We start from the raw sequence: 15,508 nt of genomic DNA on the forward strand, positions 1-15,508 counted from the left end.
ATATTCGGGCGGCGGCTCCCGGCTACCGTGGCGGCGTGACCCCGATTTTTCAGCTCTCCGCCGACCACGTCACGGCTGAGGCAGCGCTCGACCCGATCGCCGCGACCCTGGACGGCGTGACCACCGACGCGACCGCGCTCACCGACCTCACCCCGGACGGTTTCGCGGCCCGCGCCGACCTGGCCCGCCGCACGCTCGCCGCTCTCGCGACGCTGACCCCCAAGTCCCGCGCGGACCGGATCGCGTCCGCGCACCTGCGGAACAGCCTCGAGGCCGAATTGGCCTGGCACGAGCTGGACGAACCGTTCCGCCAGGTACAGGCGCATTTCGGCACGCTGAATTCGATCGCCGATTCGGTCCGGCTGCTGCCGCGCCGCGACGCGGACGACTGGCACGTCGTCGCGGTCCGGATGACCGGCGTCGAAACGATGCTCACCGGCTGGCAGAAGACGCTGCAGGCCGGTCTCGACCGCGGCCTGCGCGCAGCCCGCCGCCAAGCGCTGGAAACGGCAGCGCAAGCCGAGCGGTATGCCGGAGTCCACAATGCACTCGTCGAGGAGTACGGCGACGGACCGCAGGCTGCCGAGCTGCGCGCCGGGGCCGACGCCGCCCACCGCGGTTATGCGGCGCTCGCCCGGTTCCTGCGCGAGGATTACGCCCCGCACGCCACCGAAACCGACGGTGTCGGCGCGGAACGCTACGCCGTCGCGGCCCGGCTTTCCCTTGGTGCGGACCTGGATCTCGCTGAGGCTTACGAATGGGGCTGGGCGGAACTTCAGCGCATCGAAACGGAAATCGCCGCCGAGGTGGCGAAAATCCAGCCCGGCGCGAGCGTCGCGGAAGTGTTGGCGCTGCTGGACAAAGAGTGCGCGGTGGACGGTGAAGAGTCCTATTTGGACTGGCTACGCGCGGCGCACGACCGGGCACTGGAAGCGGCTAGCGAGCACTTCGACATCCCGGAACCGTTGCGCGCCTTGGACGTCGTGCTCGCGTACGGCTCCGCGTCGGGTTCGCCGTACTACACCGGACCCGCCGAGGACGGCACCCGTCCCGGCCGCACGTGGTGGCCGCTGGGCGGACGGGAACGCTTCGCGACCTGGTCCGAGCTGACGACGGTGTTCCACGAAGGCGTTCCCGGACACCATCTGCAGATCGGCGTCGCGGGCCTGGCCGGGGACTCGGTGAGCCGCTACGCACGCGTCCATTCAGTGAGCGGGCACGCGGAAGGCTGGGCGCTGTACGCCGAACGCCTCGCCGACGAACTGGGCTGGTTCTCCGAACGCGGCACCCGGCTCGGCATGCTCGCCGGTTCGGCGCTGCGGGCCGCGCGCGTCGTGATCGACCTCGGCTCGCACCTCGATCTGCCGCTGCCGGACGGTTCCCGCTGGGACTTCGACACCGCCTGCCGGTTCCTGCACGAGCGCGGATTGGCCGCCGAACACCGGGTGCACGCCGAAATCGTGCGCTACCTCGGCTGGCCGGGCCAGGCGATCTCGTACAAGATCGGCGAACGCGCTTGGCTGCGGGCGCGGGCCGAAGCCGCCCCCAAACCCGGGTTCACCTTGCGCCAATGGCACGAGGACGCGCTGGCCGTCGGCCCGGTCGGGCTCGCGGCGCTGCAGGACGCGCTGCGTTAAGCCTTGGCCTCGCACTCCGCGCACATCCCCCACCACGTGACCTCCGCCTGGTCCACCCGGAAACCGGGCACCGGACCGGGTTCGAGGCACGGCGCGGCTCCGATCGCGCAGGGCACGTCCTGGATCCGGCCGCAGCCGCGGCAGACCAGGTGGTGGTGGTTGTCGTGGGTTTCGAGTTCGAACCGCGCGGGCGAGCCCGCCGGTTCGAGCGGGCGCAGCAGCCGGGCGCCGACGAGGTCGTCGAGCACGTTGTAGAGGCCCTGCCTGGACAACGCGCCGACGGCCCCGTCGGCGTCGAGCACCGTCGCGATTTCCGCGGCCGTGACGTGCGGGGTCCGCGCGACCGCGGCCAGCACCGCACGCCGCTGCGGCGTGTTGCGCAGACCCTTGTCGCGCAACCGCGTCCCGAACTCGTCCATGGCCCGGATCGTACCCCCAGACTTGACCGAATCAATTCTGGCGTGCACTGGCTCACAGTCCCAGAGTTGACCCGTTCTTACATTTGACTGGATCAACTTTGGGGACTACAAAGGAGGCGTGCTCACGACCTCCGCACCCATTCCGTCCAGCGCCGACGCCGGAACCCGGCTCCGGCGCGCCGGCCTGCGCGTGACGACCGCCCGGCAGGTCGTGCTGGAAGTGCTGGCCGAAAACCCGCACGTCACCGTCGCGGAACTGCTGCCGCTGGTCCGCGAACGGCTGTCGATGGCGTCCACGAGGGGCGTCCACGACGTGCTGACCACCGGCGTCACCGCCGGCCTCGTGCACCGCTTCGACCACGTCGGCGTCGCGCAACGCTACGAGCTTTCCGGCTTCGACCACCGGCACCTGCTGTGCCGCCAATGCGGCCGGCTGGAGGCGATCCCCGGCGCGCCGACGGAATCCGCTGAGGAGGCGGTGTCCGGCCTGTGCTCGCGCTGCGATCCGGCCGAGTAAGGCTCAGCGGAACGCGGCGATATTGCGGGCCGCCCAGTCGGCGAAGGACCGCGGCGCGCGGCCGAGAATCCGTTCGACGTCCGGGCTCACGCGCAGTTCGGCCGGAGTCGGCGAGCTGAGGATGTCCAAGGTGTCGTCGGCGAGTTCGCCCGGCATGCTCTGCATCATGCCCGCCTTGGCCTCGGCGCGGGTCAGCTCCCGGAACCGCACCGGTTTGCCCAGCGCGGCGGCCAGCGCCTCCGTTTGCTGACGCGGCGTGATCACCGCCGGCCCGGTCAGCTCGTACACACCGCCGACGTGCCGGTGGTCGCGCAGGCAAGCCGCGGCGACCTCGCCGATGTCCGCCGGATCGATGATCGGCACCCCGGTGTCACCGAACGGCGCGGCGACAATTCCTTGCGTGCGAACGGATTCCGCCCACCACAGCGCATTGGAGGCGAACCCGCCCGGCCGCAGGATCACCCAGTCCAGACCCGATTCGCGCACGGCGTCCTCGAGTTCGCGCATCGCGATCCGCGTTGTGCCGAACGGCCTGGTCGCCACGCCTAGGGTCGACAGCAGAACAACCCGGCGCACCCCAGCATCCGCGGCCTTCGGGACGAGATCGACGGGGTTCGCGCCGACCGCGTGCAGATCGCCGGACAGCAAGAGGAACAACGCTTTCGCCCCGGTCAGCGCGGGTTCGAGACTGGCCGCATCCGCCAGGTCTGCCACGACGTGCCGGACCCCTTCCGGCACCTCAGCGGCCCGCCGCGACACCGCCGTCACCTGCTCGCCCGCGTCGGCGAGCGCCCGCACCAACGGCCGGCCGATGTTTCCGGTCGCCCCGGTCACCACGATCATGAACAGCTCCCTTCGTAGGCCGCCGACGCTAGGCCGATCCGCTTACTCTTCGTAAGGACATACCTTTCGGTAAGCTCGATACGTGACAGGAAGCGCGCAGTTCACCCCGGCCGTCCCGACGCCGCGTTATGAGGTGTTTCACACCGACTGCCCCGCGCGTGCCGTGATCGACCACGTGACCAGCCGGTGGGGAATCTGGATCCTGATCTCGTTGCGGGACAAGGAACTCCGGTTCTTCGAACTGCGCGAAAGCATCCGCGGCATCAGCGAGAAGATGCTCGCCCAGTCCCTGCGCGCACTGGTCGAGGACGGCCTCGTCTGGCGGCGCGTCGAGCCGACCACCCCGCCTCAGGTCACCTACGGCCTGACCGAGTTCGGCCAGGACCTCGGCGAACCCCTGGACGACCTGTTCGACCGGGTCACCCGGCGGCTGGACGCCCGGTAACCGCCCTGGTCAGGCCCCGCATTACCCCAGAGGTAATTTACATACAGACTGCATGTATGTATCTTCGCCAGCATGAGCGCATACGAAGACCTGGGCACTGCCCGGCACGTCAACCTCCCCCAAGGCGAACTCCGGTACTTCGAGCGCGGACACGGCCGTCCGGTCGTTTTCGTGCACGGCGTACTCACCAACGCCCTGCTGTGGCGCAAGGTCGTCCCGGCCGTCGCGGACGCCGGATTCCGGTGCCTGGCCCCGGATCTCCCGCTGGGCGCGCACCCGGTGCCGATGCGCTCGGACGCCGACCTCAGCGCCGCCGGCCTCGCCACCCTCCTGGGAGACTTCCTCACGGCACTGGACCTGGAAGACGTCATCCTGGTCGCCAACGACACCGGCGGCGCCATCACGCAACTGCTGCTCGCGCGGTATCCGGAACGGGTCGGCCGGGTCGTGCTGACGCCGTCGGACAGCTTCGAGTACTTCTTCCCGCCGATCTTCCAGCCGCTGCCGGTGCTCGCCCGCGTGCCGGGTTCGATGGCGGTGCTCGGCCAGTTGCTGCGGATCAAGGCGCTGTACCGGCTGCCGCTGCTGTTCGGCTGGGTCACGAAACGCCCGCTGCCGCCGGACGTCGCCGAAGAGTATCTGGGCAAACTGCGGAAATCCCCTGGTCTGCGAAGGGATTTGCGCAAGTTCCTGCGCACCGTCGACTCGAAGCACACCCTCGCCGCGGCGGAGAACCTGCGCCAGTTCAAGCGTCCGGTACTGCTGGTCTGGCCGCCCGAAGAGAAGCTGTTCCCGATCAGCCTCGCGCACCGCCTGGCGGAGGTGCTGCCGGACGCGGAACTGGTCGAGGTCGCGGACTCGTACACCTTCGTCTCGGAGGATCAGCCGGACGCACTGGCCGGGCACATCACGCGCTTCGCCGCCGCCATGGCAGATTAGGTGCGTGCGACGTACCCAGCAAGAACGCTCCGACGCGACGCGAGCCGCACTGATCAAGGCCGCCCGAGACCTCTTCGGCGCACGCGGCTACCACGACGTGCCGGCCGAAGAAATCACGCGCACGGCAGGCGTCACGCGGGGCGCGCTGTACCACCACTTCGGCGACAAACAAGGCCTGTTCCGGGCCGTCGTCGAAGTGCTGGAACGCGAACTGACCGTCGAGGTCTCGGACGTCCTTGACGGTGCGCCGGATCCGCTTTCCGGTCTTTCTGCCGCGCTGGGGGTGTTCCTGGACGCTTGCCTGCGCCCCGATGTCCGGCGAATCTCGCTGACCGACGCCCCGGCTGTGCTGGGGTGGGACGCCTGGCGCGATCTGGAGGCCGAGTACGGCTTGGGGTTGGTCGCGGAGCACCTGACGGCTGCCCGGGATGCCGGGTTGATTGTGGATACGCCGGTGGATGCTTTGGCGCAGCTGGTCTTGGCGGCGGTGATGGAGGCGGCGCGGATGATCGCGCACGCCGACGACCCGGAGCGGGTGCGGGGGGATGCGCAGCAGGTTTTTGCCGGGTGGTTGAGCGGGTTGCTGGTTCCTAGGTGAGGAGCCGGGCGGTGTATCCGTGTGCTGCCAAGCTCTCGAACGCTCGCTCAACCTGCTCCGGAAGGTCTTGGGGTATCGCGAATCCTCGCTGGGCATAGAGGCTTATCCGCTGCGTGTCGCCGACCAGCATGCTGATGACCCGGTCTGCGTCGCCGATGCTCCGGACGTATTCGTCCAGCGGCAATGGCTGGGAGGCGCAGAGAACGTCGATGTCGGGCCAGAGCTTCTTGCACGTCGCGTACGCCCGCCGTTGCTGGTAGGGGCGCGAGATCAGCGTGACGGACTTGACCTCGATGCCCCACGCCTCCAGCAACTCTCGGCTTCGCGCGATGTTGTCTCCGGTGTTGCGTGCCGTTGGTTCGAGGAGGATCGCATCCTCTGGAACACCCAGTTCCAACGCGCGCTCCCGGTAGTGCACGGCTTCGCCGCGAGGGAATCGCTCCACGGTTGTCGGCGCATTGGCTCCGGTGAACACGATCCGAGGAAAGCTGCCCTGGTGGTACAGCTCCGCTGTGTAAGTAGCGACACCGAGGTCGTGGCTGCCCAGGCCGATCCCGACGTCCGTCGGCCGGAGTTCGTGGTGCAGGTCGTGGTAATCCCAGAGCGTTTGGACGTCGGCGCGGAGGTGCTCCGGCACGGTGGTCGAGCGCTCAGGCATGCGAGGACTCCGGAGTCAATCGGGGATCTTGAAGGTATAGGACCAGGAGAACCGGCTCGCCGCATGGACGCCGCGCGCGAACTCCACGACCCGGCCCTTGGCCGTGAATGTGCGGCGTTCCAAAACCATCACCGGTTCTCCCGCGGGGAGTTCCAGCGTCTCGATCTCGACGGGCGTGGGCATGCGCGAGCAGACGGTCTCGCTGATCGTGTCGGGTTCGAGCCCCTGCAGGGTAAGTACCAGAAAGCCGCCGCCACGACCGGCTGGCCCCGCAGTCTCGTCGACGAGGCGAGTGCCCTCAACGTCTTCTGGGCGGTAGTAGCTGGAGAGCGTATGCGTCGGGTGGCCCGACTCCTTGACCAAGCGCGCACGCTCGTAAACGGGCGAGCCGATTTCGACGCCTAGAGCTTCGGCGATCTCCGCGTCAGCCTCGATCTGCGTAACGGTCTGCGTCTGATCGGTTAGCTTCCACTCGCGACCGGACGCCTCGCGGTCAGCGACGAACGCGACAGTTTCGCCGTACTTCCACTTGCTCTTGGCGTAGCGATCAGCACCGAGACGCTTCATCGGCGGACGCGCGCGAACGACCGTGCCGCGGCGTCGGACCGGCGTGACCAGCCCCTCAGCCTCGAGGACACTCACGGCTTTGCGCACTGTGTTGACGTTGACGCCGTGCTCCTGAGCCAGTTCCTCCTGCTTCGGCAGCGTCGAGTCCGGTGCGTATTCGCCCCGCTGGATCGCGTCGCGCAGGCTCGCGGCCAGGTCACGGTACCCAATGCCCACGTCATCCTCCTCCGTGCGGCGATAACGCTAGCGGTATCAGAACGTCCTGACCCGTCAGACTAGATAGAAGTAGTTCTATTGACAACCTAGTCGACCGCGCGCCTAATAGAACTACTTCTACTCCAGAGCCTCGCCTCGCAGGCTCCAGCAACCAAACGTGCCAGCGGAAGGGCATGGACCATGGCGAACAAAGCTGAACCCGCGACCCTGCACGACGCGCACTCCGCTGCGACAGCCCGGCGTCCGGCGCCCAACGCGACCCGTGCGACTTGGGCCGCCTTCCACCTCGCGAACGCGCGGATGTATCAAACTGTCGCGGACTACGACCGCGGGCATCATCACGAAGCCCTCTACTGGGTCAGTTACGAGGAGCGTCAGGCTGCCCGGTTTTCCCCTCCGCCCGAGGAAGACAGGAATTAGTCCACACGCGACTTCGCCGTCCGCGGACCGCTACAGCTCAGAGCCGGATCGACTTCTGGTTCATGAACTATCCAGGCGGTCGGTGGGCCTGGACGCGTTCTTGGGCATACTGCCTCTGACCTGCTCTTTGCGTCTGTTGGGTCCGGTCGCGTCCGGGCCTGTCTGGACGTCTGACGGCCTGTAGACGGCCTGGCTTCCCGCTGTCCCTGTGCCCCGTCTAACCTCGTGGCGACTCTTCCCCGTCTTCCTCGTCCCCGCTGCTGTTAGCGCCGGAGGGCCGAGGTCAAGGGTGGGCGCTTGCGTCCATCGCGCAGCGACGCCGCAGGCGCCCTTGATGGCGGTCGGCCGGTGTTAAACGATTGCTGACGAAGGAGCGGTCAACCGATCGTGACGCCGAACGGCGTAACACTGATCGACTCGCCGACGTCTCTGGCCGTATGGGGACGCGTGGATCAACCACCTCGCGGCGGCGCGCGTACGCGGCCGACTCTCCGGCGGGCCGCCCGGCGACCGGCGGCCGAAGCGGAGCGGCAAGCCGTCCGTGTCGCATGAGGGCGAGCCCACCGCATGGGTGGTGACGTGCGCGCCGCCGCTGGCGACGCGCCTTGATCCCATAGAGCCAAATTCTGCAGACATGGAGGTGACGTGCCATTGAGCACCGATGAGAACAACGATACCTCGCCGACTCGGCACGTAGTTGCCGGTAACGATGTTTCAGTGTTCGTCTCATATGCACATAAGGATGATGATTCTTCATACGGCCGAGTGAAGAAGCTTGCCGAAGGGATAGCGGACACCTACGCAAGCCTGACCGGATTGGAAGTCGGAATATTTTTTGACACAGAATCGATTCGCCTTGGCGAGAACTGGCGCGACAGGATTCGCGCAGGCCTAAATAACGCCACCGTGCTACTTGCCTTTATATCACCATCATACCTTCGAAGTCCCGCATGTCGAGAGGAACTGGCAAGCTTCTTTGCATTCTTACCTACTCGTGAGGGCCGCAAGCTTGTAATCCCAATCCTTTTATTTCCCCCATGATCGAATCGACCGACTTTTTTCCAATGATGAACAATGGTCTGACATTAAACGATTGCAATGGAAAGACGCATCCGGTCTTCGCAGTGAAGAAGTCGGTTCTTCGTCATGGATGTTGATCGTCGAACAGATCGCCCAGCGAATTGAAGAAGCGCTTGACGAACAATCAGATATCGATAGTTCAAGTGCACTAATTGACACCGACGCGGGATTCATTACTGAAGACCCAGAATTGAGGGAAGGCACCCTTGAGGAGATCGCCAAAGCGGAAGAACACCTGCCCCGCGTGGGCATCCTGGCGAGCACTTACGGCGAAGAGATCGGCCAATTCAACGATCTTGTTTCGAACGCGACTCGGCCTATCGCAGATGCAACGTCATTCGGCCAACGTCTTGCCGTAGCCAGGCGGCTCGCGAATGAACTCAAGCCCGTCGTTGACGAGTCATTCAGGACCAGCGACGAGCTACGTGAAGTAATTCAGGGAATTAGCCCAGGCATTATATCCGTAATTCGCATGGTTGGCGCCAGTGGCGAGGCCAATAACCCAGAAAATCGAGATGTTCTAGATTTTCTTAAGAATGTTCGCGAAATGGCAGAGAAATCACTTGAGGCTACTAGCACCACGGAGTCCATGATGACATCGATTGAAGGCGGAAAGGGGTTCTCAAAGGACCTCGATAAAGTCTTGAGCCGCATGAATGCGGGACTTTTGATGTTTTACGAGTCGCGAAGTCACTACAAGAGCTGGCTCGAAGAGGTGGATAGGATCTACCCCGACGATCAAGAAGGGTTACAGTAGCAACCCGCTTGGTCGTCACCCCGTCGCCTGGTAATGTCTGGCTTTAGGCCGCGCTGAGCCAAACCCTCGCGCACATCAGTCGGCCGAACTTGCCATCCTACCGCCCTCAGCGCAGCACAATAGCCGGGCGACGGGATGACGGGCGTCACGAAAATTTAACCGACCAGCAAGATCATAGACGGGGCTATGTGAAGTAGACAGCTGAATGGTTATCCATGGCGTGTTGCAGTCGCAATCGGATCGATTGGCGAATATTCACCCGGGAGAAGCCCTCGAAGACCCAAACCGAGCTGCTGACCTACCGGGCCGACCTGGCCGCTCACTACCGCGACGTGATGGCGGCCGGGGATGAGGCAGAGGCTGACGAGCTGTGGGCGGAGGTCGCGGGCGTGGACGCGGAGCTGCGGGCCTCGGAGCCTGACCGGTCGCCTGCCCGCTCTCGACGTGCCGGAGCGCAAGGCGGTGAAGCAGTCGACCAGGCGGCGGCAGGACGCGCCGAACCTGCCTCGGCGCAAGGTCGCAAAGACGACAGTGGGGTGGGAGTTCACGGGCAAGTTTCGGCCGTCGCAAGATCGATGGTGGCGGCAGAAGGAAGACGAGTACGGTAAGCCGGTCTTGAACGCCAAGGGTCACCCCGTCCGCGAGAAGACGGAACTGTTCGGCAAGGGCGACCGGTACAAGATCCGCTACTACGACCCCGAGGGCAACGAACGGGGCAAGTTCTTTCCGGACAAGCAACTCACGAAGGCCAAGACCTTCCTGACCAAGATGCAACACGACGCGCCGGGCCGGTGAGTACATCTCGGCCGAGTCCGGCGAAGAGAAGTTCCGCGACTACACGGCCCAGTGGCGCAAGTGCCAGTCCGCCAACGCGGGACGCAGCAGACCGTCAGCAACCACCTCAGGACCGGGATCTTCCCGTTCCTCGGCGGCAAGCCGCTCAAGGTGGCTGCGAAGACCGACACCATTCGTAACTGGCTCGACTAGTTGGAACGGCCGAAGAGCGAAGGCGGGCGCGGCCTGATGGCGTACACCCGCGCGGTGCTCTTCGACACCGTGTCCGCCATCCTCCAGGAGGCCTACGAAGACAAGAAGATCCGGGCGAACCCGTGCCGGGCGAAGAGCGTCAAGCGGCCCAAGGCCGTCCCGCGGAAGGTCATCCCGTGGCCGGACAGCCGGGTCCGCGCGGTGCGGCTCGCACTGCCAGCCGAGTACACCGTCGCGGTGCTGCTCGGGGCCGGCATCGGGCTGCGGCAGATGGAGATCTTCGGGTTCAGCCCGGACGACGACCGAGACGAGATGATCGTGAACGTTCAGCGTCAGATCGGTGGATCGGCACTCAGCCGGTGTTCTCCCCGCCCAAGGGCGGCAAGACGCGTGTGCTGCCGCTCGGCCAGGGCGTGCTCGACGACATCGACGACCACATGGCCACTTTCGAGCCCGTCACGCTGACGCTCCCCTGGCTCGAACCGAGTGACCGGCCCAAGACCGTGCGCGTTCTGATCGCCCGAACAACCAAGCGCAGCGTCTACGCGGGCAGCCGATCAGGAACGTGATCAAGGGTGCCAATTTCACGTACGACGTCTGGCGGCCAGCCTTCGCGGGTACGGGACACGACAACGTCGAACGGCGGGACGGAATGCACGCCATGAGGCATTTCTTCGCCTCCACGATGCTCGCCAACGGCGTCTCGATCAAGGAGGTCGCCGAACACCTCGGTCACCACGACCCTGGCTACACGCTCCGAATCGAACATGCACCTCGTCCCGTCGAGCCACAAGCGGGCCCGGGCGGCCACAAACCGGGTGTTCAAGCCCGCTGGCCGCAAGGGACGGCCCAGGATTCCGTGACGGCCTGACGGGGCAAAAAGCAACAAACATCAGGTCAGAGGCGTATAGATTTCTGGTTCATAAATTCCTCAACCCCCGACGGTCCCAGCTCCCGCCCCATTCCCGAGCGCTTGATTCCGCCGAACGGCAAATCCGCTTGCGACCCGCCGGATTTGTTGAAATACACCATCCCCGCCTCCAGCCGATCCGCGGCCCGGCGCAATCGAGCCGGATCAGTCCCGAACACCGCCGCTCCCAAACCAAACGGCGAGTCATTGGCGATCTCGATGGCATGATCATCCGATTCAGCACGGAACAGGATCGCCACCGGTCCGAAGATCTCCTCCCGGTAAGCGTCCATCTGCGGCGTGACATCAGTCAGGACAGTCGCTTCCAAATAAGCACCCTCGCCACGACGACCGCCGGTCCGCAAGGTCGCGCCTTGCTCCACTGCGCGGGCGACCTGAGCGGCGACCTCGTCCGCTGCGGCGACGGAAGCCAGCGGAGGCAGCTTCGCGGACGGGTCGGCGGGATCCCCGGGGACGTAATAGTCCGCGACCCGCTTAGTGAACCGGTCCACGAATTCGTCATAAAGGTCAGACTGGACAATAATCCGCTTCGGCGCATTACAGGACTGCCCGCAGTTACGCATCCGCGCGGTCGCGACAGCGCGCACTGTTTCGTCCAGATCCGCGGTGTCGAGCACCAGCAACGGGTCCGCGCCGCCTAATTCCAGCACGCATCGCTTCAGGTTTCGGCCCGCTTCGGCCGCCACCGAGATACCAGCTTGTTCGCTGCCGGTCAGGGAAACGCCTTGAATCCGTGGGTCAGCGAGAATCATCGGGACCTGGCGGCTGGACGCGAAGGTGTTCACGTACACATCGTCCGGTACGCCTGCTTCCTGCAGGATTTTCTCGATCGCCAGCGCCGAACGCGGGCAAATCGACGCGTGCTTGAGCAGGATCGTATTGCCCAGAACCAGATTCGGCGCGACAAACCGGGCGACCTGATAGCACGGGAAATTCCACGGCATCACGCCCAGCAGCGCACCGATCGGCTCCTTGCGGATCACCGCGGAACCGCCGCGGATCGGGAGCGGCTGGTCGGCGATGAGGTCCGGGCCTCGTTCCGCGTAGTAGCGGAAGATGTCCACGACGATCCCGACCTCGCCGCGCCCCTCGTTGATCCGCTTGCCCATCTCCAAGGTCATGATCGCGGCCAGCTCGTCGGCGCGCTGCTCGAACAGGTCCGCGGCACGCGCGACGATCGCTGCTCGTTCCGCGACCGGACGCGCCCGCCAGCTGCGATATCCGCGGTCGACGCGCTCGATCGCCGCGCGAACCTCCGCATCGGTCGCGTTCTCGATTTCCTCGATCAGCTGGCCCGTGGCCGGGTCGGTCACCGTGTACATCGCGGTCTCCCTGCGGTCGGCATCCTCGCCGACATTCTATTGCATACAGTATCCCGTGTATAGATGACGCAGGGTAGCCGATCCTTGACCGAGCGCGGGCGCGCGAGTATGGTCTAGACCACAAATCTCCCCACCCCTCCGCCCGCGCACCACCCCACCGCGGGCTCGTCGGTCGTGCCGTGGCTCGTCCGGCCGCCCTCCGGCGCGGGAGCGGGCCCGGCTTCGAAGGAGCCACCATGCCCCGCAAACGCACGATGCTCGCCGCGCTCGGCGGCGCGGTCCTCGCCCCGGTGCTGATGCTGATCGGCCCCGGCATCGCCAGCGCGCACGGCTACGTCAACTCCCCGCCGAGCAGACAGGCCCAGTGCGCCGACGGAACAGTGTCCTGCGGCGACATCAAATGGGAACCGCAGAGCGTCGAGGGCCCGAAGGGGCTGCACAGCTGCAGCGGCGGCAACGAGCGGTTCGCCGACCTCGACGACGACAGCAAGGGCTGGAAGGTCACCCCGGTCGGCACCCAGGTGACCTTCAACTGGGTGTTCACCGCGCGGCACGCCACCCTCGACTACGAGTACTTCATCGGCGACACGATGGTCGCGAGCTTCGACGGCGGCGGCCACGCACCAGGGGAAACCGTGTCGCACCAGGTCGACCTGAGCGGCTACACCGGACAGCAGAAGGTGCTCGCGGTGTGGAACATCGCGGACACCGGCAACGCGTTCTACGCCTGCATCGACCTGAACGTTTCCTGACCGCGCGGAATGCCGGGCAGCCGGGCGGAATCCCCGCTCCGGCTGCCCGGCGCTTCATCCGGCGAACGCCTCGGCGACGGCGAGACTGTCTTCGTAAACGTGGTACCGCGTGATCTGCCCGCCGCTGACGGTTACGCGCACCGCCAAGCCGGTTGTGAAGCGTTTGCCGGTCAACCTGACCGTTTGGGTGCTCGTCCCGAAGAACACCGCGTCCGCGCCGTCGACCAGGATCCGGTCGAACCGGACGTCGCTTTCCTCTGGCACACAAGCACTTCCGAGCGTCCGGAAGTGGTCCGCGATGTCCGCGCGCGAGGAACGGGGACGAATCCACGGCACCACGGGATGCGCTGGTTCCGGCCAGCTCAACCGCCAGTCGACCGGTTCCGCGAAAAGCTCCGCGATCCGGTCCGGGTCGCCCTGCTCGATCCGGCGCAGGAATTCCTCCACGACCGCCCGGGCGTCCGGGAACGTGGGGCGCGGCGGTTCGGCGAACTGGCAGTCGCGCCGGATACGACCGTCTTCGCCGAGTTCGAGCACGACGAAGCCGGTCCAGGCGACCTCCCCGCCTGCCGCGGGGACCATATAGGTGCTGAACCGGACCGTGCCGTGATGGCCGACTGCGTCTCCGGCGGGGCGGAACACAAATCCCGCCCCGCCAACGAATTCCTCGAAAGCCTCGCTGACCCGGCGCTCAAGCTCCTGATGGCCCCGAAACTCCGCGGACTCGGTGAACTGCACCCCGTCCTCGGCCCACAACGAAGCGATCGCCGCGCGCCGGGCGGCCGGGTCGGGCTCGTTCCATACTTCGACATAACGCCTGGCGAACTCGCCGGCGTCCATTTCCTGATACATGCCCGGACGCTAACCGCGTCCCACTGACATCTTGTGTCAGCGGAACGAGGCTTCCGCGCTCCGCTTGCCGACCAGGAACCACAGCATCGGCCCGAGGAACGGCGCGCAGAACGCGAAGACCACCCACACGAACTTCATCCCGGCGCCGAGCGGACTGCCGAGCACGCTCACCAGCGCGCCGATGAACAGCAAGACCGGGAACGCCACCAGCACCGCGATCCCGGCGATGGCGGCGAACTGCAGGCCGGTATGGACGGTGTCGGCCAGGACGGCGGTCATCAGGCGATTCCTCTCTCACGACGGGCGGAAACCCATTGTGCGAGCGGAACCGCTCGGCCCGGATCGGCTTGACGGCTCGATCCGGGTACCGCTTAAGTCGTACTCGCGTCCACTATGGACGTCAGGCTCCGAACAGCTCGAGCAAAGCCGCCGGTGCGTCCGGGCGGAAACAGCTGTCGAGGCTTTGCGCCGACTCCGCCGCCGATTTCGCGCTGCGCGGGAACAACGCGGCCTCGTACTCGGCGAGCGCGCGTTCGACGTCGTCCGGGTGCCGGGCGAGGGCGAGCCCCAGCTCAGCGCCGTCCAGCATGGCGAGGTTCGCGCCCTCTCCGGCGAACGGCGACATCACGTGGGCGGCGTCGCCGAGCAGCGTGACGCCGGGCACGCGCGACCACGAATGCTCGACCGGGAGCGCGTGGATCAGCCGGGGAGTCAGCTCGCCGTCCGCCTCCTCGACCAGGGCGCGGAGCCGGTCGGACCAGCCGTCGAAGTGGCTCAGCACGGCGGCCTTGGCGGCGGCGTGATCGGTGAAGTCGATGGACGCGGTCCAGGTTTCCGGGACGCGGACGGCGGCGTAGACGTGCAGGCTGCCGTCCGGCTCGCGGTGCGCGAGGAAGCCTTTGTCCTCGCCGAGCGCGAAACTCATGCCGCCGCCGAGGAGCGCTGCCGCGTCCGGGTGCCGGGAGTCGGCGTCGAGGAGGTCGATCTCGACGAAGGAGATCCCGGTGTACGCCGGTTTTTCCGGTGAGACCAGCGGGCGGATCCGCGACCAGGCACCGTCGGCTCCGACGAGGACGTCCGTGGTGAGAGACGTGCCGTCGGCGAAAGTGAGGCGATGCCGTCCGCCGGACAACGGTTTCGCGGCGGTGACCTTCATGCCCCAGCGGACGGTGCCCTCGGGCAGCGAGTTGAGGAGGAGGTCGCGCAGAACCCCGCGGTCGATCTCCGGCCGCTCGCCGCTGCCGTCGTCCTCTTCGGCGAAGAGTAGTGCGGCGGTGCGGTCGTAGACGCGGGCTTCCTGCCCGCCGGAGTGGATCAGGGTGCGGAATTCGTCGTGCAGACCAGCGGCGCGGAGAGCGACCTGGCCGGAGTCTTCGTGGATGTCGAGCATGCCGCCCTGCGCGCGGGCGGACGGGGAGGCGTCGAGGTCGAGGACGGTGGCTTCGATGCCGTGGACGTGCAGGACGCGGGCGAGGCTGAGACCGCCGAGGCCGGCGCCGACGATGGTGATGGTCATGGTCATGGGTTGCCCTACCTTTCTGTTTGGGTCTGAATCGGCGTTCGTAGGC

20 protein-coding genes are annotated in these 15,508 nt (G+C 66.3%); 12 read left to right on the top strand and 8 right to left on the bottom strand.

Annotation, left to right across the window (positions count from 1 at the left end; genetic code table 11):
- The first annotated feature begins 35 nt into the window (after window positions 1-35).
- Window positions 36-1,637, top strand: a complete 1,602-nt coding sequence (locus tag EIZ44_RS13870) for a DUF885 domain-containing protein (protein ID WP_134728934.1) — start codon at window positions 36-38, stop codon at window positions 1,635-1,637.
- On the opposite strand, the gene EIZ44_RS13875 is transcribed toward EIZ44_RS13870, so the two are convergent.
- The gene (locus EIZ44_RS13875; protein ID WP_134665034.1) at window positions 1,634-2,056 is read right to left on the bottom strand and encodes a Fur family transcriptional regulator; all 423 of its coding nucleotides are present in this window, start codon (window positions 2,054-2,056) and stop codon (window positions 1,634-1,636) included. The two genes, EIZ44_RS13870 and EIZ44_RS13875, sit on opposite strands and share 4 nt — an antisense overlap.
- Before the next feature lie 118 nt (window positions 2,057-2,174).
- Between EIZ44_RS13875 and EIZ44_RS13880 the strand changes: the two genes are divergently transcribed.
- A complete protein-coding gene (locus EIZ44_RS13880; RefSeq protein WP_134728935.1) occupies window positions 2,175-2,573 on the top strand; it encodes a Fur family transcriptional regulator in 399 nt (132 codons plus the stop codon).
- 3 nt (window positions 2,574-2,576) lie between these two features.
- Here EIZ44_RS13880 and EIZ44_RS13885 read toward each other — a convergent pair whose 3' ends face one another.
- Window positions 2,577-3,416, bottom strand: a complete 840-nt coding sequence (locus EIZ44_RS13885) for an NAD(P)H-binding protein (protein ID WP_134728936.1) — start codon at window positions 3,414-3,416, stop codon at window positions 2,577-2,579.
- A gap of 82 nt (window positions 3,417-3,498) precedes the next feature.
- Here EIZ44_RS13885 and EIZ44_RS13890 point away from each other — a divergent pair, with 82 nt between their 5' ends.
- The 3 genes from EIZ44_RS13890 to EIZ44_RS13900 all read left to right on the top strand — a co-directional run bounded on the left by EIZ44_RS13890 (window position 3,499) and on the right by EIZ44_RS13900 (window position 5,398).
- Window positions 3,499-3,861, top strand: coding sequence for a winged helix-turn-helix transcriptional regulator (locus tag EIZ44_RS13890; RefSeq protein WP_134728937.1), 363 nt, complete (start codon window positions 3,499-3,501; stop codon window positions 3,859-3,861).
- Window positions 3,862-3,933: 72 nt separating this feature from the next.
- Window positions 3,934-4,800, top strand: coding sequence for an alpha/beta fold hydrolase (locus EIZ44_RS13895; protein WP_134728938.1), 867 nt, complete (start codon window positions 3,934-3,936; stop codon window positions 4,798-4,800).
- A gap of 4 nt (window positions 4,801-4,804) precedes the next feature.
- On the top strand, window positions 4,805-5,398 hold the full coding sequence (locus tag EIZ44_RS13900; RefSeq protein ID WP_134728939.1) for a TetR/AcrR family transcriptional regulator: 594 nt from the start codon (window positions 4,805-4,807) through the stop codon (window positions 5,396-5,398).
- On the opposite strand, the gene EIZ44_RS13905 is transcribed toward EIZ44_RS13900, so the two are convergent.
- Both EIZ44_RS13905 and EIZ44_RS13910 read right to left on the bottom strand, forming a co-directional pair.
- Window positions 5,391-6,056: a YdcF family protein gene (locus EIZ44_RS13905; RefSeq protein ID WP_134728940.1), complete on the bottom strand. Its 666-nt coding sequence runs from the start codon at window positions 6,054-6,056 to the stop codon at window positions 5,391-5,393. The genes EIZ44_RS13900 and EIZ44_RS13905 overlap by 8 nt on opposite strands.
- Window positions 6,057-6,071: 15 nt before the next feature.
- Window positions 6,072-6,839 (bottom strand): GntR family transcriptional regulator, encoded by a 768-nt coding sequence (locus tag EIZ44_RS13910; protein WP_134728941.1) that lies wholly within the window; start codon window positions 6,837-6,839, stop codon window positions 6,072-6,074.
- Between the two features lie 180 nt (window positions 6,840-7,019).
- Between EIZ44_RS13910 and EIZ44_RS13915 the strand changes: the two genes are divergently transcribed.
- The 6 genes from EIZ44_RS13915 (at window position 7,020) to EIZ44_RS45490 (ending at window position 10,954) form a co-directional block, all read left to right on the top strand.
- Window positions 7,020-7,259 carry an AMED_5909 family protein gene (locus EIZ44_RS13915; protein WP_134728942.1) on the top strand — a complete coding sequence of 80 codons (240 nt, stop codon included), beginning with the start codon at window positions 7,020-7,022 and terminating at the stop codon, window positions 7,257-7,259.
- A 645-nt stretch (window positions 7,260-7,904) separates the two neighbouring features.
- Window positions 7,905-8,300 carry a toll/interleukin-1 receptor domain-containing protein gene (locus EIZ44_RS13920; protein ID WP_134728943.1) on the top strand — a complete coding sequence of 132 codons (396 nt, stop codon included), beginning with the start codon at window positions 7,905-7,907 and terminating at the stop codon, window positions 8,298-8,300.
- A 52-nt stretch (window positions 8,301-8,352) separates the two neighbouring features.
- Complete coding sequence (locus EIZ44_RS13925) at window positions 8,353-9,096, top strand: hypothetical protein (RefSeq protein WP_134728944.1); 744 nt, start codon at window positions 8,353-8,355, stop codon at window positions 9,094-9,096.
- 444 nt (window positions 9,097-9,540) lie between these two features.
- Window positions 9,541-9,891 (top strand): hypothetical protein, encoded by a 351-nt coding sequence (locus tag EIZ44_RS46255; RefSeq protein WP_439098594.1) that lies wholly within the window; start codon window positions 9,541-9,543, stop codon window positions 9,889-9,891.
- A 228-nt stretch (window positions 9,892-10,119) separates the two neighbouring features.
- On the top strand, window positions 10,120-10,548 hold the full coding sequence (locus tag EIZ44_RS45485; protein WP_240691291.1) for a hypothetical protein: 429 nt from the start codon (window positions 10,120-10,122) through the stop codon (window positions 10,546-10,548).
- A gap of 100 nt (window positions 10,549-10,648) precedes the next feature.
- On the top strand, window positions 10,649-10,954 hold the full coding sequence (locus EIZ44_RS45490; RefSeq protein WP_240691292.1) for a site-specific integrase: 306 nt from the start codon (window positions 10,649-10,651) through the stop codon (window positions 10,952-10,954).
- Window positions 10,955-10,980: 26 nt separating this feature from the next.
- On the opposite strand, the gene EIZ44_RS13940 is transcribed toward EIZ44_RS45490, so the two are convergent.
- Window positions 10,981-12,336, bottom strand: coding sequence for an NAD-dependent succinate-semialdehyde dehydrogenase (locus EIZ44_RS13940; RefSeq protein ID WP_134728945.1), 1,356 nt, complete (start codon window positions 12,334-12,336; stop codon window positions 10,981-10,983).
- Window positions 12,337-12,572: 236 nt separating this feature from the next.
- Here EIZ44_RS13940 and EIZ44_RS13945 point away from each other — a divergent pair, with 236 nt between their 5' ends.
- Complete coding sequence (locus EIZ44_RS13945) at window positions 12,573-13,088, top strand: lytic polysaccharide monooxygenase auxiliary activity family 9 protein (protein WP_134665055.1); 516 nt, start codon at window positions 12,573-12,575, stop codon at window positions 13,086-13,088.
- A gap of 54 nt (window positions 13,089-13,142) precedes the next feature.
- On the opposite strand, the gene EIZ44_RS13950 is transcribed toward EIZ44_RS13945, so the two are convergent.
- From EIZ44_RS13950 to EIZ44_RS13960, 3 genes are all read right to left on the bottom strand, one after another.
- Complete coding sequence (locus tag EIZ44_RS13950) at window positions 13,143-13,940, bottom strand: nuclear transport factor 2 family protein (RefSeq protein WP_240691293.1); 798 nt, start codon at window positions 13,938-13,940, stop codon at window positions 13,143-13,145.
- 36 nt (window positions 13,941-13,976) lie between these two features.
- Window positions 13,977-14,219 (bottom strand): PLDc N-terminal domain-containing protein, encoded by a 243-nt coding sequence (locus EIZ44_RS13955; RefSeq protein ID WP_037810531.1) that lies wholly within the window; start codon window positions 14,217-14,219, stop codon window positions 13,977-13,979.
- 121 nt (window positions 14,220-14,340) lie between these two features.
- On the bottom strand, window positions 14,341-15,456 hold the full coding sequence (locus tag EIZ44_RS13960; RefSeq protein ID WP_134728961.1) for an FAD-dependent oxidoreductase: 1,116 nt from the start codon (window positions 15,454-15,456) through the stop codon (window positions 14,341-14,343).
- Window positions 15,457-15,508 lie beyond the last annotated feature (52 nt).

The organism is Amycolatopsis nivea, assembly GCF_004522235.1.
In the GTDB taxonomy this organism is placed as follows: Bacteria; Actinomycetota; Actinomycetes; order Mycobacteriales; family Pseudonocardiaceae; genus Amycolatopsis; species Amycolatopsis nivea.